The 23631-nt window shown below is 38.9% G+C and carries 18 protein-coding genes and 2 pseudogenes; 16 read left to right on the top strand and 4 right to left on the bottom strand.

Features of this window, described 5'->3' with window-relative positions:
- Positions 1-3 precede the first annotated feature (3 nt).
- The 5 genes and pseudogenes from AC3ZPD_RS20205 to AC3ZPD_RS20225 form a co-directional block, all read left to right on the top strand.
- A complete protein-coding gene (locus AC3ZPD_RS20205; RefSeq protein ID WP_490986080.1) occupies positions 4-7020 on the top strand; it encodes an amino acid adenylation domain-containing protein in 7017 nt (2338 codons plus the stop codon).
- Positions 7017-10202 carry a non-ribosomal peptide synthetase gene (locus AC3ZPD_RS20210; RefSeq protein WP_490986081.1) on the top strand — a complete coding sequence of 1062 codons (3186 nt, stop codon included), beginning with the start codon at positions 7017-7019 and terminating at the stop codon, positions 10200-10202. Before AC3ZPD_RS20205 ends, AC3ZPD_RS20210 begins: the two co-directional genes overlap by 4 nt.
- 116 nt (positions 10203-10318) lie before the next feature.
- Positions 10319-10552: an acyl carrier protein gene (locus AC3ZPD_RS20215; protein WP_490986082.1), complete on the top strand. Its 234-nt coding sequence runs from the start codon at positions 10319-10321 to the stop codon at positions 10550-10552.
- 212 nt (positions 10553-10764) lie between these two features.
- A complete protein-coding gene (locus tag AC3ZPD_RS20220; RefSeq protein ID WP_490986083.1) occupies positions 10765-11445 on the top strand; it encodes a hypothetical protein in 681 nt (226 codons plus the stop codon).
- A 335-nt stretch (positions 11446-11780) separates the two neighbouring features.
- A pseudogene (locus tag AC3ZPD_RS20225) lies at positions 11781-12914 on the top strand (IS256 family transposase); the annotation flags it as partial.
- Between the two features lie 87 nt (positions 12915-13001).
- On the opposite strand, the pseudogene AC3ZPD_RS20230 reads toward AC3ZPD_RS20225, so the two are convergent.
- Positions 13002-13247 (bottom strand): annotated as a pseudogene (locus AC3ZPD_RS20230) (hypothetical protein); the annotation flags it as partial.
- 923 nt (positions 13248-14170) lie between these two features.
- Between AC3ZPD_RS20230 and AC3ZPD_RS20235 the strand changes: the two are divergent.
- The 11 genes from AC3ZPD_RS20235 (at position 14171) to AC3ZPD_RS20285 (ending at position 21239) form a co-directional block, all read left to right on the top strand.
- Positions 14171-15193 (top strand): type III PLP-dependent enzyme domain-containing protein, encoded by a 1023-nt coding sequence (locus AC3ZPD_RS20235; protein WP_490986084.1) that lies wholly within the window; start codon positions 14171-14173, stop codon positions 15191-15193.
- A 741-nt stretch (positions 15194-15934) separates the two neighbouring features.
- Entirely contained in the window at positions 15935-16945 is a 1011-nt protein-coding gene (locus AC3ZPD_RS20240) for a hypothetical protein (RefSeq protein ID WP_490986085.1), read from the top strand.
- A gap of 62 nt (positions 16946-17007) precedes the next feature.
- Positions 17008-17298, top strand: a complete 291-nt coding sequence (locus AC3ZPD_RS20245) for a transposase (RefSeq protein WP_490986086.1) — start codon at positions 17008-17010, stop codon at positions 17296-17298.
- 59 nt (positions 17299-17357) lie between these two features.
- A complete protein-coding gene (locus AC3ZPD_RS20250; protein ID WP_490986087.1) occupies positions 17358-17834 on the top strand; it encodes an IS3 family transposase in 477 nt (158 codons plus the stop codon).
- 151 nt (positions 17835-17985) lie between these two features.
- A complete protein-coding gene (locus AC3ZPD_RS20255) occupies positions 17986-18183 on the top strand; it encodes an IS3 family transposase (protein ID WP_490986124.1) in 198 nt (65 codons plus the stop codon).
- A gap of 304 nt (positions 18184-18487) precedes the next feature.
- Positions 18488-19585 (top strand): cysteine peptidase family C39 domain-containing protein, encoded by a 1098-nt coding sequence (locus AC3ZPD_RS20260; RefSeq protein ID WP_490986088.1) that lies wholly within the window; start codon positions 18488-18490, stop codon positions 19583-19585.
- Positions 19586-19670: 85 nt separating this feature from the next.
- Positions 19671-19991 carry a Cap15 family cyclic dinucleotide receptor domain-containing protein gene (locus AC3ZPD_RS20265; RefSeq protein WP_490986125.1) on the top strand — a complete coding sequence of 107 codons (321 nt, stop codon included), beginning with the start codon at positions 19671-19673 and terminating at the stop codon, positions 19989-19991.
- Between the two features lie 100 nt (positions 19992-20091).
- Positions 20092-20313, top strand: a complete 222-nt coding sequence (locus AC3ZPD_RS20270) for a transposase (protein ID WP_490986089.1) — start codon at positions 20092-20094, stop codon at positions 20311-20313.
- 117 nt (positions 20314-20430) lie between these two features.
- Entirely contained in the window at positions 20431-20742 is a 312-nt protein-coding gene (locus AC3ZPD_RS20275) for an IS3 family transposase (RefSeq protein WP_490986090.1), read from the top strand.
- Between the two features lie 2 nt (positions 20743-20744).
- On the top strand, positions 20745-20876 hold the full coding sequence (locus AC3ZPD_RS20280; RefSeq protein WP_490986126.1) for a DDE-type integrase/transposase/recombinase: 132 nt from the start codon (positions 20745-20747) through the stop codon (positions 20874-20876).
- A 105-nt stretch (positions 20877-20981) separates the two neighbouring features.
- Complete coding sequence (locus AC3ZPD_RS20285; protein ID WP_490986127.1) at positions 20982-21239, top strand: integrase core domain-containing protein; 258 nt, start codon at positions 20982-20984, stop codon at positions 21237-21239.
- A 392-nt stretch (positions 21240-21631) separates the two neighbouring features.
- Here AC3ZPD_RS20285 and AC3ZPD_RS20290 read toward each other — a convergent pair whose 3' ends face one another.
- The 3 genes from AC3ZPD_RS20290 to AC3ZPD_RS20300 all read right to left on the bottom strand — a co-directional run bounded on the left by AC3ZPD_RS20290 (position 21632) and on the right by AC3ZPD_RS20300 (position 23477).
- A complete protein-coding gene (locus AC3ZPD_RS20290; protein ID WP_490986091.1) occupies positions 21632-21925 on the bottom strand; it encodes a hypothetical protein in 294 nt (97 codons plus the stop codon).
- 48 nt (positions 21926-21973) lie between these two features.
- Positions 21974-22702, bottom strand: a complete 729-nt coding sequence (locus tag AC3ZPD_RS20295) for a helix-turn-helix domain-containing protein (RefSeq protein WP_490986092.1) — start codon at positions 22700-22702, stop codon at positions 21974-21976.
- Positions 22703-22952: 250 nt separating this feature from the next.
- Positions 22953-23477, bottom strand: a complete 525-nt coding sequence (locus tag AC3ZPD_RS20300) for a hypothetical protein (protein ID WP_490986093.1) — start codon at positions 23475-23477, stop codon at positions 22953-22955.
- Positions 23478-23631 lie beyond the last annotated feature (154 nt).

Raw genomic sequence — 23631 nt, forward strand, 5'->3', positions numbered from 1 at the left:
ATAATGGACAATTCAAAAAGTAATTTGGATTCGAGAGAAATAACAGACAAAAAGAGTGTGAGTCAGTCATCTAACAGCGATAAATTAATGTCTAATGATGGTAGTCAGGATAATCTTTTTTCGAGCATGTCGTTAAATTGTCATCTAAAGAAAGACCAAATTAGCCTTTGTGAAACTAGTGAGTTCCGGATAGAGAAAGACCACTTAGAGAAAATAAAAAATAAGAAATTGGGAAAACAAACTTCGGAATCTGCCATCTTTTTGTCAGTTGCTATGGTGCTTTTAAGTCGGTATTATCCACAAGAAAACATAAATTTAGGTTATTTCTCTCCAGCTACTAGAACTAATACAACAAATGAAGATTTATTTGTTGAAGGGTTCGCTAATATAATTCCCGTAAAAGGAACACCTACAAGAGAGAAAATCTATAGTGTATTTCTTGAAGAGGTAGAAAAAGAATATTCAAGATCTTTTACACAACAATATCCTTGTATCAGAGTAGTGGATTCAGTGGATGTTATCACAGATTCATCTGAAGATTCACTTTTTGATGCAATGTTTGAATATAAGAATGAAATAAATATGAATAAAGCTGAAAAAAGCGACAAATACGCTTTAAGATATTCAAAATTAGGGCTGTTATTTCGTGTTTCTAAAAAATGGGAAGAATATAAATTAGAAATAGAGTATTGCACTTCATTTTATGAAGCAGAGACTATTCAAAGATTAGCGAAGCATTATATAGAGATATTTAAGCAAATTCTAGAAAACAGTGAAATTAAACTTTTTCAAATAGGAGTCATTACAGAGGAGGAACGAAAAAAGATACTCTTTGAATTTAATGATACTGATGTTAACTATCCAAGAGATAAAACTCTAGTAGATTTATTCGAAGAGCAAGTCAGTAAAACTCCAGAAAATATTGCTGTAATGTTTGAAGATGAGAAAATATCTTATTTAGAGCTAAATGCTAAAGCTAATCAGTTAGCAAGAAAGTTAAGGGAACTTGGCGTCAAGCCGAATGATTTTGTGGCGATCTGTTCTGAGCGTAGCATTGAAATGTTCATAGGTATATACGGAATACTTAAAGCGGGAGGAGCCTACGTCCCAATTGATCCTGATTTTCCTACTGAAAGAATTCATTATATACTTGAGGATTGTAAAGCCTCGGTCCTCCTGTTACATAATGCTGAAATTGATACAGAATTACCTGTAGTAAATATTAATAGTAAAGATATTTGTAGTGAAGGATCAAGTAATCTAATAAAAGTGAATAAGCCGGAAGACTTGATTTACTGTATGTATACTTCAGGGACAACAGGTAGACCTAAAGGAATTCCAGTACAATATAAAAATGTTCTCAGTTTATTTTTATGGTATAAAGAGCGTTTTAAGTTAACAGAGGAAGAGAAGGTAATTCTAATATCATCTTTAAGTTTTGATTTAACGCAAAGAAGTATTTTTAGTCCACATTTAACAGGTGCCACAGTATATGCATGTGGAAATGGTAGAGAATTCGACGTCTGGAGAATAACAAACTATATCTGTAAAAAGAATATAACAATGCTGAGCTGTGCTGCTAGTATGTTTTATTCACTTCTTTATATAAATGAAAATACAAATTTTGAGAAATTAGAATCTTTAAAAAAGATTTTTTTAGGTGGAGAATCATTGTTATATGCGAAAATAGAGCATTTCGTGAAATCAAAACCTGATACAAAGATTACGAATGTGTATGGTGCTTCAGAAGATTCCGGATGCGTTTCTTCATATACTATAAGCGGGATAGATAAGAATCGCTCAGTTGTTCCAATTGGAAAACCCTTGAGCAACAAAAAGTTATATATATTTGATGGAGACGAAATGTGTGGTATAGGTGTTGTGGGAGAATTATGTATTTGCGGTGAAGGGGTAACGAATGGTTATCTTAATAATGCTCAACTAACCACAGAGAAGTTTGTCGAGAATCCGTACGGAGAAGGAAAGATGTACCGAACAGGGGACTTGGGGAGATGGCTTCCGGACGGGAATATCGAGTACCTCGGACGAATAGACGAACAGGTTAAAATCAGGGGTCTACGCATTGAATTGGGGGAGATCGAGAGTACCCTAAGGAAAATAGAGACAATCCAGGATTGTGCCGTAATCGCGAGAGAGGATGGGAACGGGGAAAAAGCAATCTATGCTTATTTGGTAAGCAGCGAACCAATAAAGATATCCGACATGAGAGACATATTGGGTAAATCCTTACCGGATTATATGATTCCATCATACTGGGGACAGATTGAACGTCTCCCCATCACAGCCAATGGCAAGCTAGATAAGAGAGCTTTACCCGTTTTAGAGGCTAGTAGTGGGAAAGAGTACGAAGCCCCTCGGAATGAACGGGAAGAGATCTTGTGCCGAATCTATGAAGAAGTTCTGAATGTGGAACAGGTAGGCATTACCGATGGGTTTTTTGAACTTGGTGGACATTCCTTGAGGGCCATCAGAGTAATTAATCGAATCGAAGCGGAGACGGGGGTTAGACTGGGGGTAAAAGAGATCTTCAGTAGCCCAACAATTAAAGGATTAAGCGCCAAAATTGAAGTGCAAAAGGATCAACACTACGAACCGATTCCGAAAGCAGAACACAAAGAGTACTATCCGATGTCATCGACGCAAAAGCGGACGTATCTTTTATGCCAAATGGACAATGTTGGCTTGGCCTATAACATGCCGAGAATAATGAAATTGACAGGAGATGTACAGCCTGACAAGATGGCAGCCGCCGTACAGGGCATGTTGGATCGTCATGAGATATTGCGAACAGAATTTGTAGTTGACAACGGGGATCCGGTGCAACGAATTCGAAAGGAAGTACAGTCGGATTATGAGTATACGGAGGACAGGGAAACATCAGAAGAGGAGATTATACAACAGTTTGTACGACCATTTGATTTAGGAAAAGCGCCATTAATGCGAGCGAAGCTAGTAAAAAGAGAGAGTTACTATTTGTTGATGCTAGACAAGCATCATATAGTAAGCGACGGAATGAGTGAAGAACTATTTAAAAAAGAACTGTTCACAATGTATACCGGCGGGAATTTGGAAACGCTTACTCATCAATATAAAGACTATAGTGAATGGATGGCTGGCAGAGATCTAACCGTTCAGCAGGAGTACTGGGTCAGCGAGTTTAGTGGTGAGATCCCGGTGCTGGATATACCGACCGACTATCGAAGATCCCCAGAGCAGAGTTTCCGGGGGGCAAGAGTAAATGTAGAAACGGGGAAGGAACTTGGGGAACAGATAAAGAAGCTGGCAAGAGAAACCGGGGCAACGGAATACATGGTCTTTTTGTCGGCAGTGATGGTGTTGCTGAGCAAGTACAGCAGACAAGAGGACATCGTCATAGGAAGTCCGATCAGTGCACGAACGCATCAAGATACGGAAGGTATGTTAGGGATGTTTGTGAATACGCTTGCCATGCGAGGAGCTCCCGAAGGGAATAAGGTTTATGAAGTATTTCTAGAAGAAATCAAAGAGAAATGCTTAAAGGCCTATGAGAATCAGGAATATCCGTTTGAAGAGTTAGTGGATGCAGTGGACGTAACGAGGGACATGTCGAGGAATCCACTGTTTGATGTAATGCTAACGGTCCAAAATAATGAAAAATTTAGAATGAGATCAGACAAGATAATAGTTGAAGAGTTTGAATTAGAAGAGCAACAAACAAAGTTTGATTTTGAATTTAATATTTATGAGTTAGACAATAATTTCGATGTATCATTATCATACTGTGTTGATTTAATGAGAAAAGAAACAGCCAGTTTAATGGTAAATCATTTTCTTGCAATCCTTGAACAGTTAGGTAATTCTAGGGATTTGAAGATTAAGGAAATAAAAATGATTACAAACGGTGAACGCCAAAAAATACTAAATGAATTCAACGATACTCATGTTGAATACTTGAAAGATAAGACCATAGTTGAGTTGTTTGAAGAACAGGTAAAGAAGACACCTGAGAGCATTGCTGTGATCTATGGGAAAGAGAAAGTAACCTATGCAGAGCTTAACAAGAAAGCAAACCAGCTGGCTAGGAAGTTACGACATCACGGTGTCCAACCGAATGACTTGGTTGCCATGATCACGGAACGTAGCGTAGAGATGATCATTGGAATCTATGCTGTGCTAAAAGCAGGAGGTGCTTATGTACCTATAGACCCTGATTTTCCAGACGAAAGAATTAATTATATTCTGGAGGATTGCAAACCCCGGGCAGTGCTGTTATATGAAGCAGAAATAAAGACAACGATTCCAGTCATCCATTTGGGCGAAAAAGAGATATTTACAGGGTTAACAGAAAATTTAAAAAGGGTAAATACAGCATCCGACTTGGCCTATAGCATTTATACTTCCGGTACAACGGGTAACCCCAAGGGAGTTTTAATTGAGCACCAAGGATTGCATAATTTACTTGTTGCATATACCCAAATATATAATTTGACATCACAGGATCGAGTGTTACTCTTTGCCAATTATATATTTGACCAATCGGTATGGGATATTTTTAATATTCTTACTCTGGGAGGCACACTATGTCTGATTTCAAGAGATGATGCTCGAACCCCAGCTGCCATTGAAAGGTGTTGCCGTGAAAATAAAATAACCGTGGCATCTCTTACACCTGTCATGATTCGCGAATTGAATCCCGAGGAATTTCCGGATTTGCGCATTCTTGATTCAAGTGGAGAAGCTGCAAATGCAGAAGTTTTACAAAGATGGGTTGGAGGCCGGGAAGTCATTAACACGTATGGGCCCACGGAAATAACAGTTAATGCTTCGAGCTATACCTATAAAGGCGAAAGTGTAACGAATATTCCCATTGGAAGACCAATAGCCAACACGAGGTTTTATGTGGTTAATGAAAATGATGATTTATGTGGAATCGGAGTTCCTGGAGAACTTTGTATTGCAGGAGCAGGAGTAGCCCGAGGTTATTTAAACAAGCCGGAGCTGACAACCGAGAAGTTTGTTGATAATCCGTTTGAGGCCGGGAAAATGTATCGAACAGGAGATCTTGGGAGATGGCTACCTGGTGGAATAATTGAATATCTGGGCAGAATAGATGAACAAGTAAAAATACGAGGTCACCGAATAGAACTTGGAGAAATCGAGAGTGTGATTCGACAAATTCCCCAAGCGAAGGACTGTGCAGTTATTGCAAAAATGGACACTCAAGGTGACAAAGCGATATATGCATATATCGTTAGCGAAAAAGACATCCATATAGCGGAGATAAGAGAAGCGCTTGGAGCACGGCTGCCAGACTACATGATACCAGCATACATTTCGCAGATTTCGCAGATCCCGGTGACAAGAAGTGGAAAATTGGATCGAAAAGCCCTACCAGAAATAGAGAATAAAAGTGAGCGAGAATATGTAGCGCCTCAAACTGAGGAAGAAGTAATCTTGAGCAAAGTTTTTTGCGACATTCTTGGTGCAGAACGGGTAGGAATAACGGATAGCTTCTTTGAACTGGGAGGCGACTCGATAAAATCGATACGCATGGTATCGAAAGTAAGGGAAGCCGGATACGAAATAAGCGTAAGAGATATCATGAGGAAGAACACCGTTAAAGCGATAGCTTTAGAAATGGTGCAAACGGAAGTCAATCGATATGATCAAGGAGAAGTGACGGGAAAGGTGATCTCCACACCGATTATTAGGGATTTTGAAATAAGTAACTATGCGGACCCCCATCATTATAATCAAGCGATGATTATGAAACTGGAGACGGAGAGTACGCAGGTAATAAAGAAAGCGCTTAGGGCGGTAGTAGAACACCATGATATATTACGATCGGTATATCGGGGAAACACTCTTGAGATATTAAGTATTGTTGAGAGCAAACTTTATGATTATGAAGAAATAGAAATTCAGGGTGGAGAATATAGAGTTGCAGTTGAGCAGGAATGTACACGGATACAACAAAGCATCTGTCTTGAAAACGGTCCCTTGATGAAAGTAGCAAAAATAAGTACAGACCAAGGGAAGTATCTGTTTATTTGTATTCATCACCTGGTTATTGATGGTGTTTCATGGAGGATACTTACCGAGGATATCCTCAGTGGGCTCAAACAAGCGGAAGCCGGGAAGGACATTAAGTTACCGAAGAAAACGGCATCGTTTAAGGCCTGGGCAGAAGCCTTGGAAGAATACCGAGGTAGCAAACAACTTGCAAAAGAAAGACCTTACTGGGAAGAAGTAAGTAGAAGAATGAAAGACGGAGTAGTTCCATTTGAAGAGACCGGAGAGCATGGATATGAAACAATAAGGATAGAGTTCGAAAAGGACTTAACCGAACAATTATTGTATAGGGCGGGGAAGGCGTACAATACAGCCATTAATGATCTACTGTTAGCGGGGCTAGGGATAGCAGTGAAAAAATTAACAGGGCAAATGAACGTATCGGTTATGTTAGAGGGCCATGGAAGAGAGAATATTCATAAGAAAGTAGACATCGACAGGACGGTAGGCTGGTTTACAAGTGAATATCCAATAATAATAGAAAGTAGCGGAGATATTGAGGAAACCATCGTCAATACAAAAGAGATGCTACGGAAAGTACCAAATTATGGAATGGGATTCGGTTTACTTAAAGCAGAAGAGCTAGAAGTTAGTATATTGTTCAACTACATGGGTGAAATGGATGCAGAACAAAAGGGACAAAGTGAACAGTTGCCTGTGGGAGAAAACTATTCATCGCGAAATCACTACAAAGAACCAATCCGGTTTAATGGAGAAACTATAAACGACCAATTAAATTTCTATATTAAGTTCAATAAGGCGAATTATTCCAAATGGGGGGTGGGGTTATTATCTGAATTTTATAAAGAAAGTGTTATAGAAATCATACGCCTCTGTATTTCATTAGATCATAGAGTAAACACAGCTTCAGACTGGAGCGCAAGTGACTTGGAAACTGACGATTATTTGGAGATACTCAATTCTGTGTACCAAGGAGGATTAAAGTGATTAACGAGAAAACTAGTATGATACAAGATATATATTCTTTAACTCCATTGCAAGAAGGGATGCTATACCATCGTTTGGCTGATAATGAATCAACAAGCTATATTTCTCAAGACGTTTACTTGTTAGAAGAAATTCCGAGTGAGATTCTTATTAAAAAATCATTGCATCTACTGGGAAAAAAATACCCAGTGTTAAGAACAAGCATAATTTATGAAAAAATATCTAAGCCTAGGCAAGTAATATTAAATGATCGAGAAATTGAATTTACCAAGATCGAATTGGGAAACCATGAGAGTTATAATGAGGAATTGAATCAAATATTACAAAAAGATATAATCAGAAATTTTGATTTACAGAAGGACCCCCTGTTAAGAGTTACTTATATCAATATCACTTCCCCAGAGAGAAGTTACCTGGTTTGGACGTCCCACCACATCATATTAGATGGGTGGTGTACGTCTTTTATTATTGGCGATTTTCTGAATTACTATGGACTCTTAAAACAAGATATTAGTATAGAAGAATTAGAAAATAAAATAGAGAAAGAAAGGAATACAACGACCGATTTTAGCGCATATGTAAACTGGTTAAATACTCAAGATAAAGATGTTGCTTTGGATTATTGGAAAGAATTAATTGAGGGTTATGAAAATATTACTGAATTCCATGCACAAGGAAAGCCTAAAAAAACAGATATGCAAGTTGAGCGTGAGGAGTTGATTATTCCCGCGAAAATCACTCGAAAAATCACAGAAGTAGCGAGATCAAATAATGTTACGATAAATAACTTTGTTGAGGCTGCGTGGGGAATTGTACTCCAAAAATACAATTATACGAATGATGTCATATTTGGGAAAGTAGTGTCGGGTAGGGAAGCGCCTCTAAAAGGAATAGAGAATATGGTTGGCTTATGCATCAATACCATTCCACTACGAGTAAAATCCAGTGAAAACATGACAATTAGAACGTTATTAAATGAGCTTAAGAACCAGAGTATTGAGGGGAAAAATTATGAATATTGCTCTCTTGCAGAAATTCAAAACAGCACTAAACAAAAAGGGGATCTAATAAAAACAATTTTTGTTTTTGAGAACTATTATGTAGATGAGCAAAGATTAAAAGTTGGCAGAGATAGTCTAAAAATATCTTTATGGCAAACAAGAGATCAAACTAATTATCCGCTAAGCGTAACTGCTGCAATCAGAGGAGAGATATTGCGTTTGGGAGTTAAGTATGCCCCAAATATATATTGTAAAGAAGAAATAAAAAGGATACTTTCACATTTTGAAAATGTAATAGAGAAAATGGCCATAGCACCTGAATCTAAAGTTGCCGAAATTGAAATGGTCAAAGAGAACGAACGTCAAAAAATCCTCAGTGAATTTAACGCTACGTATGCAGAGTACCCTAGAGATAGAACAATAATTGAGTTGTTTGAAGATCAGGTAAAAGTCAGTCCGGACCATAATGCAGTGGTATGTGAGGATGAGACCATAACGTACGCAGAACTGAATCGAAAAGCGAACCAACTAGCGAGAAAGTTAAGAAAACGGGGTGTTCAGCCTAATGACTTTGTCGCCATGGTCACAGAACGAAGTATTGAAATGATTATAGGAATCTATGGGATCCTGAAAGCAGGAGGCGCTTATGTCCCAATCGATGCAGGATACCCGGAAGAACGAATACAGCGGATTCTAGAGGACTGCAATCCTAAAGTGGTGCTGGTACATCAGGCACAAGTCAATACAGCAAAATTGGTACTGAATTTAGGAGAAAACGAGACCTATACGGGAGAGTCAACGAATCTGGAAAGGATCAACACAACTAACGATTTGATTTATTGTACGTACACGTCGGGAACAACAGGGCAGCCGAAAGGAATCCCGGTACGCCATAAACAGGTTATGAATTTAATAACCTGGTATGTAAACAGGTTCGAGATACAGCAAAACGCAAAAGTGATACTGACTGCATCACTAGGCTTCGACTTAACTCAGAGGAATATATTCGGCCCGCATATCCAAGGGGGGACCATATGCTTTACTGGAAATGATCGTGCATATGACGCGGTTCAGACCATTACCTACATCGAAAAACAGGGCATAACGATGATAAACTGCGCAGCGAGTGCGTTTTATGCCTTGCTTTTGGGAGATCAGTCGAAGGGATACCGTAGTTTGAAATCTTTAAGGAAAGTCTATCTAGTTGGAGAGGTACTCGCATATGAAAAAATAAGGGATTATATGAGTTCTCAACACTGTCATGCAGAAATAGTGAACGGGTACGGGGCCACAGAAGATTCGGGGATAGCCACTGCCTACCTGGTGGAAAGCCACAATATAGACCAAGGCATGCTGCCGATTGGCAAACCGTTGAACAATAAACAAATTTATATAATGGCTAATGGCAACCTCTGCGGGATCGGTGTCAAAGGGGAGATAAATATTTGTGGTGAGGGCGTTACCGATGGTTATCTGAACCAGCCTGAGTTAACTGCAGAGAAATTTGTTCAGAATCCGTACGGAGAAGGAAAGATGTACCGAACAGGGGACTTGGGGAGATGGCTTCCGGACGGGAATATCGAGTACCTCGGACGAATAGACGAACAGGTTAAAATCAGGGGTCTACGCATTGAATTGGGAGAGATCGAGAGTACTCTAAGGAAAATAGAGACAATCCAGGATTGTACCGTAATTGCCAGAAGCGATGAAAATGGGGAAAAGGAGATGTATGTATATTTAGTAAGTGAAAAAAAGATAAACATATTTGAGCTTAAAGCTGATCTCGCCATATCTCTGCCAAGTTACATGATACCAACACGTATAGGCCAAATAGAAAAGATACCCTTAACGAAAAATGGCAAGGTTGATAAACAATCTCTGCCTGCATTATTTCCGAAAAGTGAAGAGAGATATATCGAGCCTAAAACAAAGTTAGAGGTTATCGTCACGGATATAATTAAAAATCTCTTCAAAGTAGATCAAATTGGAATGAACGACAATATATTTGATCTTGGGGCAAATTCAATAAGTGTAATGCTTATTGTAAATAGGTTGAACCAAGTGGGATATAAAATAGACATTAAGACATTAATGAAGTCTCGTAGTATTTACGAAATAGTAAGGGGAATTAACAATAACAGGAAACTAAGTATTAATGGGACAAGAAACAATCACATTTAATTGGTAATTAAGTAATTTATTACTATGATTAATGCATTATTTTGTGCTGGTACTAAAAACGCATTTGGCCAAAAATTTTTATACCATATTGATAATTTTAAGGGAGATGTTTAATAATGAAAGAACAAATTCTAACAATTATTGAGAGCGTCGTTCAAGATAGAGATATAACAATTGATAGTATTGTATCAGAAAGCTTAGACTCCATTACATTTATCAAAATTATAGTAGCTTTAGAAAAAGAATATGGTATTGAATTCGATGATGATATGTTAATTTTATCAGACTTTTCGACGTTGGGTTCACTGATAGATTATGTAATAACTAAAGTAGAAGGCTTAAATGTATAGCTAATGTTTTATTTACTAATAAAGAGGATTAAATTAATTAACGGTTAGGTGTAAAAGTATCATAACTTACGAATTTTTAGAAATTAGTTAAAGAATAATGTTTTTTAAAGATAACGATACAGAAGTCGATGTTTCAACAAGACTAACCAAGAGCTTCGTTAAGAAGCTCTCTTTTTTATTTTTGTGAACTAAGGAAAGGGGAAATTTAAAGGATGAATGTAGATCAAAAAGAATTGCAAACATTCACCGAAGAAGGGCTATTTGTTTCTCTATTTAGTGGTGGTAAAGATATAGCTGCCGCAATGTCTATTGCAATGGAATATGGTAAACCCTTAGCCTTAATTCATTATATTGATGATACTGATGGATACGACAATGCATTAAGAACAGATCTAATTCGTAAACAAGCAATGGCTATGGAGATTCCCTTAGAGCTGTACAGGGGAGGGAGAAAATCAATCAAAGATCTGTATCACTTCGAAAAAATATTAGAAAAGTATGCTGAACAAGGAGCGAAATATCTAGTTACTGGTTCTATCTATGATTTATTAGCCTATAAAATTAATAAGGAATTGACAGAGTGTGTAGGTATGAAACTTAAGTCACCTTTGTGGGGAATGTCAGAAGAATTAATTTTAGAGCAACTTGAGAAAAAAAATATTCAAACAATTATCACACAAATTGACGAAACAAAATTATCATCTGACTGGTTAGGTAGAAAATATGACAGGTATGCGTTTGACGTTTTCAAAAAAATTGGGATAAACCCATTTGGTGACGAAGGAGAATTTGATACAACGTTAGTGGATGCAGATTTTATGAAAAAGAAAATCTCATATGAAATAATTCAGCAGAAAGAGTACACTCTAGAACTACTATTAAATGTTGTGTAGTTAAAATGAAAAAGCACACGGTAATATGTCAAGAAGGTGATGCATGAAAATTGGAAAGGATTAGCCCAAATTATTTATTGGACCGAAAGAAGGTAACACCAAACTAAACTCTCACTTTTATCAAAATTTTCAGACTATGTTTTCGTGTGGGCGAATTGTAAGAAGAATTGAAATCTGGAAGGGGCTATGGATTCCTCCTCTCGGGTGGTGTGTACAAGGTTTTGGTTTTCAAGAGTCTGTAAAATAGTTTGTATAAACTCCTAAACCCAGTAAAATGGAATTAATAGAAAGGTTGGGGAGAACACAGGGGATTTTGGTCAAAGGAACAACTTAGGGCTTTCATTAAGGAGAATAAGCTGGTTACGGCACAAGATCCGGAGAACGCCTTGAAAGAGCTGTTTGCAGAAACGCTCCAGGAAATGCTGGAAGCTGAGATGGACACACACCTGGGCTACGAGAAACATGAGGCCAAGGCCAAGATGACGCCAAACAGCCATAATGGCAAAAGCAAAAAGACGGTCGTCAGTGAATATGGTGAGCAGGAGATTGCCGTTCCAAGAGACCGGATGAGCGAGTTCGAACCCCTTGTGGTGCAGAAGCACCAGAAGAACGTGACGGGCATCGAAGACCAGATCATTGCCCTCTATGCCAAAGGCGTCAGTACCCGTGAGATTCAGGATCACCTGCTGAACGTGTATAGGATGGAGGTGTCACCCACGCTCATTTCGAATGTCACGAATAAGATCGTGCCACTCATTAAAGAATGGCAGAACCGGCCTTTGCAAGGCGTATACGCGGTTGTCTACATGGATGCCATCCACTTTAAAGTAAAACAGGACGGAGCCATTGTGAACAAGGCGGCTTACATGGTCATTGGCATCGATCTGGACGGGAACAAGGATGTTCTGGGCATGTGGATTGGGGAGAATGAAACCTCCAAGTTCTGGCTCAGCGTGCTGAATGACCTGAGAAACCGCGGCGTTCAAGATATCCTCATCATCTGCGTAGACAACCTGAATGGCTTCTCCGAGGCGATTGTCGCCTGTTATCCAAAGACCGAGATCCAGAAGTGTATCATTCACCAAATCCGAAACTCCACCCGTTACGTGTCGTACAAGGATATCAAGAAGGTTATCGCCGTCTGAAGCCCATATACAAAGCAGCAACAGAGCAAGGAGCACTTCTTGAGCTGGATCGCTTCGAAGAGGCCCTGGGGCGCCAAGTACCCGCTCATTGTTCGTTCCTGGCGAAATAACTGGGAGGAGCTTTCGACCTTCTTCAAGTACCCACCTGAGATTCGCAAACTCATCTACACCACAAATAGGATTGAAAGCTACCACCGGCAGCTTCGTAAAGTGACGAAAGGAAAGAGCATTTTCCCTACGGACGAAGCCCTGCTCAAAATGCTTTATTTGGCAACGATGGATGTCACCCGCAAATGGACAGGCCGGGTGCAGAACTGGGGGTAAATGCTGCTCCAGCTTTCCGTCTTCTTTCCGGAACGGGTGGGCAACCACTTGCGTTAAGCCGCCAAATCCCTTCGGGGGACTTCCTTGTCATGAGTTTACACAAAAATCTTGACAGACCTGTTTTCCCAACCGTACCAATCTTCGTGCAGATAGGACGAGGACTCTTTTGTACTTATGAATCGGGACTTCGCCGTACTTCTTCTGGTAAAACGCTCGGTACTCTCCTTCATGCCGACGCATGGAATCCGCAGCTTGAACCAAGTAATACGGAAGATATTTTCTGCCGGTGCGCATCCGAGATGTTTCTTCGGACTCGAATTCACTGGACTGGTTTGGGTTTCAGACTAGTACCTTTTTCAGGATAAAAGGCGCTTTAATTTTTCTCTGTCTGCTGGGCCGTGAAATGCCACTCCACCGATTCTGAGCCTGATTACGCTCCACTTCCCAATTGGTGATTTCGCCTTGCAAACGTTCCAGCGACTCGATACGCCGATTCAAACATTGGATCGTCATAGCGTTCAGCTCAATTTCTGCTATATTTAGCTAACTCCCATGTTTGGGAGTGTAGTGAATTTCTAGGCGTTTGGCTAGAGATAATGCGACTTCAGACGCGAATATTTGCCCCGGAAGCAAGCGATGGTGCAACCAGTGGTTAGAACATAAGCGGTGGGTTACGGGAAGTAGGCCTTTTGAAGAAGTACCTGAATAGAGAGGCAAACGATGCCTCGAAGCATAAGTCAGGTTCGCAAGGTGGAATAGCTATATCCCGAGAAAAACTCGTCGACCCCATTGTTCCACAGACCAGTCCGAGTGTAAAGGCTTCGTGTGTTCTTAGAGCCATGCAACTTCCCGCATGAAGAACAGCAAGCTATGAAGTTGTCAAAGAGCGCATGACGATGAGATAGAACAGCAAATCTGCAATTCCAACAAAAGATTCTTCTATACGATAAGTCAAGCTTCCCCATCCAGAGAGGGGTAAAACGGGGTGGAACAGGTCAAGAGGTAGTCAAGGCTTTTTTCGACAGGAAAACTCAGATCGGTTGGTCCGGATTCAACGATCAGGAGGGCGTGGAACGGCGGGAAGCTACGCTTTCCCGACTTCCGTTCCTCGCCCTTTGGGCTGCGGTTTGGGTTCGGCTACGTCCACTTATCCTGTCTAAGTAACTGGTAATTCACTTAAGTCTCTTAGCTATCCGGATCAACTGGAAAAAGGTTTGAAATGAGCTTCTGAAACTATTATACGAGGAGGTTTTAAAATGGAAACGCCAAGTTATCATTTTTCAAGGAATGAAATTATAAATAATTATAATTATTTTAAGAAAAGGTTAGATAAAGCAGAGTCTTATTATGCGCTAAAAGCAAATGCAAATGTTGAAATACTTGAGATATTGAGACAGGAAGGGTGTCGCTTCGAAGCAGCAAGTAAGGGAGAATTTGATCTTCTTTTAGATTTAGGAAACCAAGTTGAGAATATTATATTCGGACTTCCTATAAAACCAGAAGAAATGATCATTGATTTAGCGAGTAAAGGCTGTGATTATTTTGTTTTTGATAGTATGGATGAACTTGAAAAATTGGAGAGATGTGCACCTGCATCGAGTAAGATATTACGAATTTATATCGCTGATTTAATAGAAAGGTGTATTCCATATGGCATGCGTTTAAACGAGATAATGTATAACATTAAGAATAATGAGCTTATAGACAGAATAGATGGTATTTCATTTCATATAACGACAAACAACAATATTAGTGATACGTTTTATGTTATTGAGAGAGTTGAAGTTCTTTTGAAAATAATACGTGAAAGCAAAGTGGGGGAGTTCACTGTAAATATTGGAGGAGGTTACCCTACTCGAAAATATGATGATTTTTTCGAGAAACTTAATGATAAACTGGACTTCTTAATAAACGAATATGGTATTAGAGTATTGGCCGAACCTGGAAGAAGTATTGTAAATTCAGCAGGGAAGTATGTTTCGAAGATAATATTAATAAAGAAGTATGATGATTATTATGATCTCTATATTGACGGTGGAGAGCCACATGGGATGCATTTTGCAAAGAAAATGCACTTATTTGAGGAAAAGGAGAAAAACAAAAGAATATTGTGCAGAATTATTAGTATGACTTGTCAGCATAAGATTATTGGTATGTCACGGCTTAGTCAAGAAGTACAAGTAGGTGATCATATTGTTTTTGATAATTGCGGTGCGTATACACTTTGTGAGCGCAGTGACTTCCATTTATGGAATGAACCAAAAATTAAACTAGTCTAGATGTAGAACAGGCAAAAACTTTTATACAGAGGTGCAAATATTGAAAGTAGATCTTTCTATGAAGTTTCTATTTATTACATGTTACCCAAAAATGATCATATTGTTACCCAAACCATGCAAAATTAATGCTGGTTTTATCTCATAGTTACTTCTTTAGGATCGGTTCTAGCGGGTTAACCACATCAGAAAAGGGGACGCATCCCGTTCAAAACAATAATATCCGACAAAAGTTAGCTTCTAGGTTATTGATAACTCCTTTGCTCGTGACGAAATCATAGCGCTGTTTGCTGTTTATTATGAATGGAATCTTGGATATTCAGTTTGAGCCGGATCGGGAAGTTACACGCGCTGAATTAGCTTCTTTGTAGGTGTGGGCTTTTCATTGTAAGAAGTTTCGGATATTCCACTTATTTTCGAAGGCATTCAGCGTTTAACCTAGTGTGTTCCTGAGCTATCTACAGCTGTTTTGAATGGAGTAACCGAAGGGTTTAATAACTCCGGCCTCAAGATACAACCTGCTAAAATGATCGCTAATACACTTTATAAAGGAGTTTTGCCGGGAGGAGAAATTCATTTTATGAACACTTATTCTATTGCTGTGTGGGCGCAGCCGGAAGTCACCTCATTAGTTGTAACTAATGTTTTTCCAGTTGAGATCCACACCAAGTGACTTAGTTGGACGGTAGGGCGTTAGGCTTTTAGAATATGGAATGGAACATTTTATAAGGAGATGTTTTTGAAATGAATAAAGTACTTCCTACAACTGTCCCCCCCATTGTGCTTTATCTATACCACGCTTACCCTCTATCTATTGTTTTTAACAATCAGGCAAGTCATGCATCATGGTTTTTTGAAAATTATGTGCAAACAACTTGTTATTATGATAAACAGCATGAGGATTTTGCTTGGTTTGATTTTTTAGTTGATCGTGTGAATCCTAGATTTCCTGGATTAAATTATGAAGTGAGGAGTAGGGATGATCTAATCAGAAAGGCAGACGTAATCAACTATTTAATTGAATTAATAGACCATAATAAATATATCTATACGTTTGTCGATAAGTTTTATATACCTGGCCAATATCGGTTTGGGAAATATCATACCGCACATGATTTATTAATTCATGGATATGATCTGAATGAAAAAAGCTTTATTTGTTCAAGTTTCGTTAATGGTATTTATAGTAATGAAATCAAAGTGAAATTCAGTCAATTAGAACAATCGTTGAATGATGGTGATGATATTTACCTGCCAAATCAACACACGGTAACTTTTTATGAGACCACCGAATCTCATGACATCAAATTTAATGTAGACAGTTTCTTAAGTAATTTAAAAGATTATGCTAACTCAAACGGTATAGACAAATTTAACACCGGAAAGGATCTATATAGTATATTCGGAATTAAAGTTTATGATGGAATTGCTGATTTTGTCAAAAAATATACCCTTAAGAAGGGGATTGATATCCGTCATTTTCACCTACTATATGAACATAAAAAAGTAATGAGTCAACGAATGAATTATTTTTTAAAAATTAGAAAGTATTTAAATAGTCAATTATTATTACAAGCAAATGACCTTTATAAAAATGCAACTGTCTTAAGGAATTTTGCACTAAAAATATCAATTACTGAAGATTATAGCTGTTTGGATGATTTGATTTCAAAAATAATAAGTTTAAAACAACAAGATGAAAAATTTACTGAGCTATTAATTAGTGATTTGGAGAAGTTTGGAGTGCTACGATAATAATGCAGTCGAAAAACACCCTCCTATGAAATAAATGAAAGATGATGAGGGGATGAGAGACAATGAATCGGTACGATAAAGCTTTCAAAGAAGAAGCCGTAAGATTGAGCGATGAGATTGGATCCAAAAAAGCAGCTGAGCAGTTAGGCGTATCCTACTACACCTTGCAGGAGTGGAGAAAGCGAAGAACCCTGCACGGTGACGGAGCGCATATCGGGAGCGGACGTGCTTATGCATCTGCCGATAAGACTGCGCGTGAAATCGAATTAGAAAGAGAAATAGGCGAGTTGCGCCGCGCGAATGAAATTCTCAAGGACGCACTCGGTTTTTTCGCAAAAGACTGGAAGCGGTAAAGGCATGCCAGCTGTATGCATACATCGGTGGACGACGGGATCGATGGACCGTCAAGGAAATGTGCGAAGTACTTGCTGTCAGTGAATCGGGCTATTACCGTAGCTTGAAACCCACACCTAAGCAAGAGAAGCAGCAACGCCTTCTGGTCAACATTAAAGCAATCATCGGTGAACATGAAGACAACAGCAATTACGGTGTCCAGCGTATTCTGCTGGCGCTGTCACAGCTCGAGATTCAGACCAGTTGCAGCACGGTATACCGAATCATGAAGAAGCATGGCCTGCTGAAGAAAGCTAAGCGTCATCCGAACGGCATTACACGTGAAGATGACGCAGCTCAAAAGAGCGAGAACCTAATCCAGAGAGACTTCAGATCCTCGGCACCCAACCAAAAGTCGCTGTCGGATATCACTGAAGTCCCTTGTTCAGACGGCAAGCTATATCTGTCTGCGGTATTGGATTGTTTTAACGGAGAGATCGTAGGCCTCGCCATAGACGATAACATGCGAAAGGGAACTCTGCATCCAAGCCTTTGAGAACGCCTGTAGAGCAAGAAATGCTCGCGGAATGATTTATCACAGCGATAGAGGTGCCCAATTCACGAGCCATGCTTTCCGGAAGAGTCTAGCTAAACGAGAGGCCATTCAGAGCATGAGTGGCACAGGACGTTGCTATGATAACGCAAGAATGGAAAGTTTTTTTGCTACGCTAAAGAAAGAAAAGCTGTACAAGATCAACACAGAGCGCTATCCAATGGCCTATATTAAATCGGTCATCTTCATATACATCATGGTTTACTACAACAGACGGCGAATCTACACCTCTAATCCGGGGGGGTGGCCGCCAGCTATTTATCGCGAAAAAAAGCTGTCACAAGTAGCTTAGTAACGGGATTTCTGTATGAGTGTGTTTTCAAACTGCACTTTTGTTGACAACTCCAGTTTAACTAAATTTATAAAAGTCCCAAAAATGATGAGGTGTTTTATACCTTTTATGTATGACCTATTGTTATTTATGTAAAATTTATGTTAATTTGAAAGAGAAAGCGCTTAAAAAAATATGTGCCCATTTGAAGAAATTGAGAAAGGTTTTTTTGCAATATTCTCTGAATGAAATAGAGAATTAAAAATTCATAAGCCATTTCCTAAGTAGCATTAGAAGAGGAGATGCAAATAAATGGAGGAATATCATGTTAAAACAAAAAAAGTTACCTGTCTCAACCCCTTTGCTAAACGGTTATTCACATTATGGAAGTATATTTTCAATTCTAGCCACAGAAGATGAAGACTATTATTATCCATGGCTTTTTAGCCGTTTTTCACAATTAGTTGCAACTCCTGTTAAAGAGAACGCTGGTTTTTACATTAATATCGACGAACCTGAATGGTTTCCTCGCACAACAGAATTCTGTCCGTTTATTGAAACTAATTTAATAAGTAAAACGGTATTTAATAATATCGGAAATAACATAATTGATTCAATTATTAAAACTATAGATGAAGATTTCTATGTGTTTATGATTATTGATCAATACTATATACCCGGGTCAAGAGGGTATCAAAAGTATCATTATAATCATGATATTATGGTTTATGGTTATGACAATGAAAGCGAGCAACTTCATATAGCTGATAATTTAAATGGTAAATATCAGTTTAGCACTTGTGCTTTTTCACAATTTATTAATGCATATATACACACTAATCCGAAGGAGGACCGACTTAATTCTAAACTATGTCTATTTAGAAAGAGAAAGAATGTAGTGAGTCGTTTTGACCCACTTACACTCGTTGATAATTTAAACAGTTATCTAACAGGCGTGTATCCTGAAATTCGATCATCTTATTGGAATGATCGCTTTATCGGTTGGGCAAAAGGAATAGACGTATATAATAACGTTAAAGAATATCTATACTTAATACTTAATTCTAAAGCTCTTTTTGAAAATAGAACATTCTATGCTATTTGGGAACACAAGAAAATTATGCTCATGCGAATAATCTATTTGCAGAAAAATAATCTATTGAATAATGCATCTCTTATACTAAGAGAATACCAAGAAATAGAGCGCCTATCGTTAAAGCATTTAAACATGTTTCTTAAATTTCAATTCACAAAGAATTCTGGCAAAGTAGATACTATAATTAACGAAATTGATTATATAGTTAACAAAGAGTCTCAACTTATTTCACATATATTAACTAATCTATCAATAGATGAATCTAATGAAGGGCTGAAAATTCTAGGACTTGAGATGAGTCGTAATCGTAAATGGTGTCTTTCATAAAAATAGGAGTTTGTTTTAGCTCACAGTGTTTCTTTAATAATTATTTGATAATTTCCATTGGAAGAGATTCGATGAAATAGATTTAATTCAAACCCTTGATTCGAATGGTAACTGGAACGGACATTTTCTAAGTTCTAAAACCGAAAAGCCTGCCCCTTTTGAAATTAAACAATCTTGGACTAGGATTTGCATTGTGTTTAAGAATGGCACTTCACTTTCGAAAAGTATTTCTTCTTCTATTATTACTACGAATGCAGAAGATAATATATTAAGCCATGAGTATCAAAATGAGCCTAATTATAACTCTGTAAACACAATGCAAATTCATCGTGGTTTTATTCGTCTATTGCTTACAAACAATAAATTGGAATTTGAAGAGAGTATTATACAGGAAGAGGCAGATTAAATTATGGGACAATGAAGTTTCGGAAAACTTAAATATGGTTTATCTATGATGCCCTCAAGGGGTGAGACACAGAATTTAAAATCTAAGTTATACTATGATTATGAAAAAGAGAACGAATTACACGGCCAAATTTAAGACGAAAGTTGTGCTGGAGATCCTCTCGGAAGAATCCACAGTTAATCAGATTGCTGCTAAATATGAGATTAGTCGAGTGGTTCTGTCCCGTTGGAAAAAGGAGTTTCTAGAACGAGGTTCGGTTGTGTTTAAGAAAGGACCTTTCGAGTCGGAAAAAGAGCTAAAAAAAACAAAAACATATCGCTGATTTGGAGCATAAGGTCGGCCAGCTTACCTATAAGGTAGACTGGTTGAAAAAAAATCTACAGAAATCCTCGGACCCAGCTGGAAGAAAAAGCCACGTTGATTTTCAGGAGCCCACATCATGATTAGTCGGCAAGCCGATCTCTTGAGTATCAATCGAAGTAGCGTATACCGTCAGCCTCCTAAAGAGAAAACGATCTCTGATGAGGATCTGTTTCTCATGCGCAGAATTGATGAACTGAACACCGACCATCCTACATGGGGATATAGGACGATTACCAAGGTCATTCGCCGCGATGACAAGCTATGCGTCAATCGCAAGAAGATCCGCAGGCTAATGCGTGAGATGAGCGTTTACACCATCTATCCAAAGCCGAATTTGAGCAAGCGTTACCATGCCAGTATCGCCGTCCCTATCTGCTCAGGAAACTGAATATTTGCCGTCCAAATCAGGCCTGGGGAATTGATATTACGTATCTCCGCATGGAGAAGGGCTTTGTGTATCTGTTTATTATCATTGATTGGTACAGCCGACGCACATCGATTATGAGCTGTTTAGCACCCTAGAGAAGTCCCTTGTCATGAAGGCCTGAAACGGGCACTGACAAGCGCTAAGCCCGAGATCATCAACAGTGATCAAGGCAGTCATTTCACCAATCCCGATTACTTGGAATTGCTCGATCATGCTGGAGTGAAGGTCTCGATGGGGATGGCAAAGGACAAGCGCTCGATAATGTGCGAACCGAACGTTTCTTTAGAACGCTGAAATACGACTTGATTTACACGCATGAGTTCGATACGCTGCAGCAGCTGTGGAAGGCCATTAAGGACTATATGCACGAATACAACACGTACAGACCTCATTCATCCATTGAAGATCTCTGCCCCGATGATGTGTACTATGGTAGAACTCAGCTTTGTGCTGCCTAAAACCCATACACGAAAGGAGAATTAACTTAGAAATCACTTTTCCGTGTCTTGTGACATTGGGGAGCATATCAAAGCATGCTGGTGGCTTTTTGCTTTAACCTCGCCGCGAAAAAATTATCACGAAATTTCCCTTTAAATCAATTACTTCCTACGTTAGAATAGACAAGCTTAACGAGCCTTTCCTGTCGATTCATGTTCGACGGCAGGGCAATTCAAGCTTTGGTGAATTTCAAAAAAAGAGCCAACCGTTAATGATTGGCTCCTTTATCTTTCTTACGATCAGCTAGATAAAGCAAGACTTCTTCCTCATTCTGACCACTCGCATTAAGCGTACCACTTTTTAAACCCAGTAATTCCTCGACCATCTCTTGAGAGAGATTCAACCCACCTGCTTACGTTATTTCCTTTGGAGTGGCAATTTTATTTGTGAGAAGAAGATCAATAGCTTTGGGCAAAACCATAGGCTGAGGAACCGGAATCTTCTCGTCCAACGGCTCTTGTATTTTCATGCCCTTTGCGTTCATTTGTCTCATTAGGTGCTGATACTGATTATAGGTAATAACCTCAAGTTGAAAGGCTCTTACAATCATCGCTGAAATTGCAACGTTCCACTTCTTCTTCAACTCAACGTAAAAATTGAGGTTGATGGGGTAGAGGAGGTCTTTAATGAAGGCTTCTCTAGGCAATAGAAGAGCGCCAGCGAAACTATCTGCTTGCTTTTCGACTAATCGATGCTACTCATGATATTCCTCGGTATCGGTGCTCCAATTGTGCAGGATAATGTGAGCCAACTCATGAGCAGCAGTGAATTGTCTTCTAACCGCTGAATGTGTATCGTTGCCTAGAACAACTATATATCGTTTACGATTTCCGATCATTTGGCACTGGCTAAAAGCATCGATCTTCTCGGAGGTGGTTCCAAGCGATGTTACGATCAAACCGTTTTTCTCCAGTAAATGAACCATATTGCCTATCGGTTCGGTTCCGACACCCCAGTAATTGCGGAGAGATATTGTGATCCTTTCGATGTCTTCAGATGTAATTGATCTAAGATCATCAAGTATTTGCGCGTCACTCCCTAGAAGGTCATGGACAGAAGGGAGGTTAAGGGCCGGAAAGTTGATGAAGTTTTCAAGGTAATCACAAATGGCCGAGAGATATTTGGTTTTCTCGATTTGAGAGAGTCTTGCCTTTTCCGTGGCACTAACCAATGAACGGAAGAAGGTATTGCCAATCTCTATATCCTTGACTAGATCTTTCTCGTAGAAAAACTCCATTGGGAATTTCAGCAGTGGGAGAAAGTTCATCATGGTTTCAAGAGTAGGTTTGGTTTTGCCGTTCACAAATTGAGATATCGCTTGTTTGGATATGTTCGATTGTTCGGCTAGCTCTGATATGGTATATCCCGCGTAGATTCTTGCTGACTTAAATCGAGCTTTATTAAAGCTGTTCCCGCGAGCCATGAACGTGTCTCCTGACTTTATTTGTTTTCTTCTTTTTAATATTTGGCTTAATACCCATGAGCAGATCAAGCTCTTTACTTTGTTCTCTGGTTGCTTCTTCGATTGAGAAAGTAGAGGAGAAATCAGTGTTTGGTGCGCCGGAATAATCGACTAAGAGCTCGTTCCAGTTTTCCTTATAAGTTAGGTTTTAAAATCCTTGCATTGAGCAATATAACTTCGCCCTTATTGTTGATGTCGTAGGTGATGAGAACTACATCCTTAATTTCCATGATGATACCCACAACATCGGAAACTCTATTACGTATTTGTTGTTTTCTGAGGCCGTTTGGCTGGATTCATCATCGAACAATGTGAGTTGTCCGAATTGAGGTGACGGGGATGATTTGGACTCTACTTCGGTAGTAGAGCTTTCGGAATAAATGGCGTTGGCATACCCGAATAAGTAATGAATACCCGAATCTTTGTTGCCATCAGCTTCTTTAACTACATTCAAATATGTACCTTCTCGCAACAACTCGTATAGAACTTGCTCTTGTTTGGCATACAGGCGAATATGAGCGTGTCCGTTCTCTTCATGGGTACTAATATGGTAATTAGGATTTGTGCTGAAGAAGCTAAACACTTCTTGATTAACCTCGTCTGAGTTTGATCCGCGAAAACGATTTGCTGTTATCATGGTGTTTTTTTCTCTGTTTTCATTGTTTCTAAATGTACCAATTGCGATGCTTTCGGCAAGACGTTTTCTTTCTTCGAGCAACATTGGGATCAAACTCATTGGTCACCATCCTAACTATTATATTATTTGTACGTTAGTTTACAAAATTAAGTTAATTCATCAAGTGAAAAACAGATTGGTTTGTTGATTGGAAAGAAGGGTTCTTGATGTTGAGTTATGATAGTGTTGAATCCGTAACTTCCAGAGGTCTTCG

The organism is Paenibacillus mobilis (genome assembly GCF_058267595.1).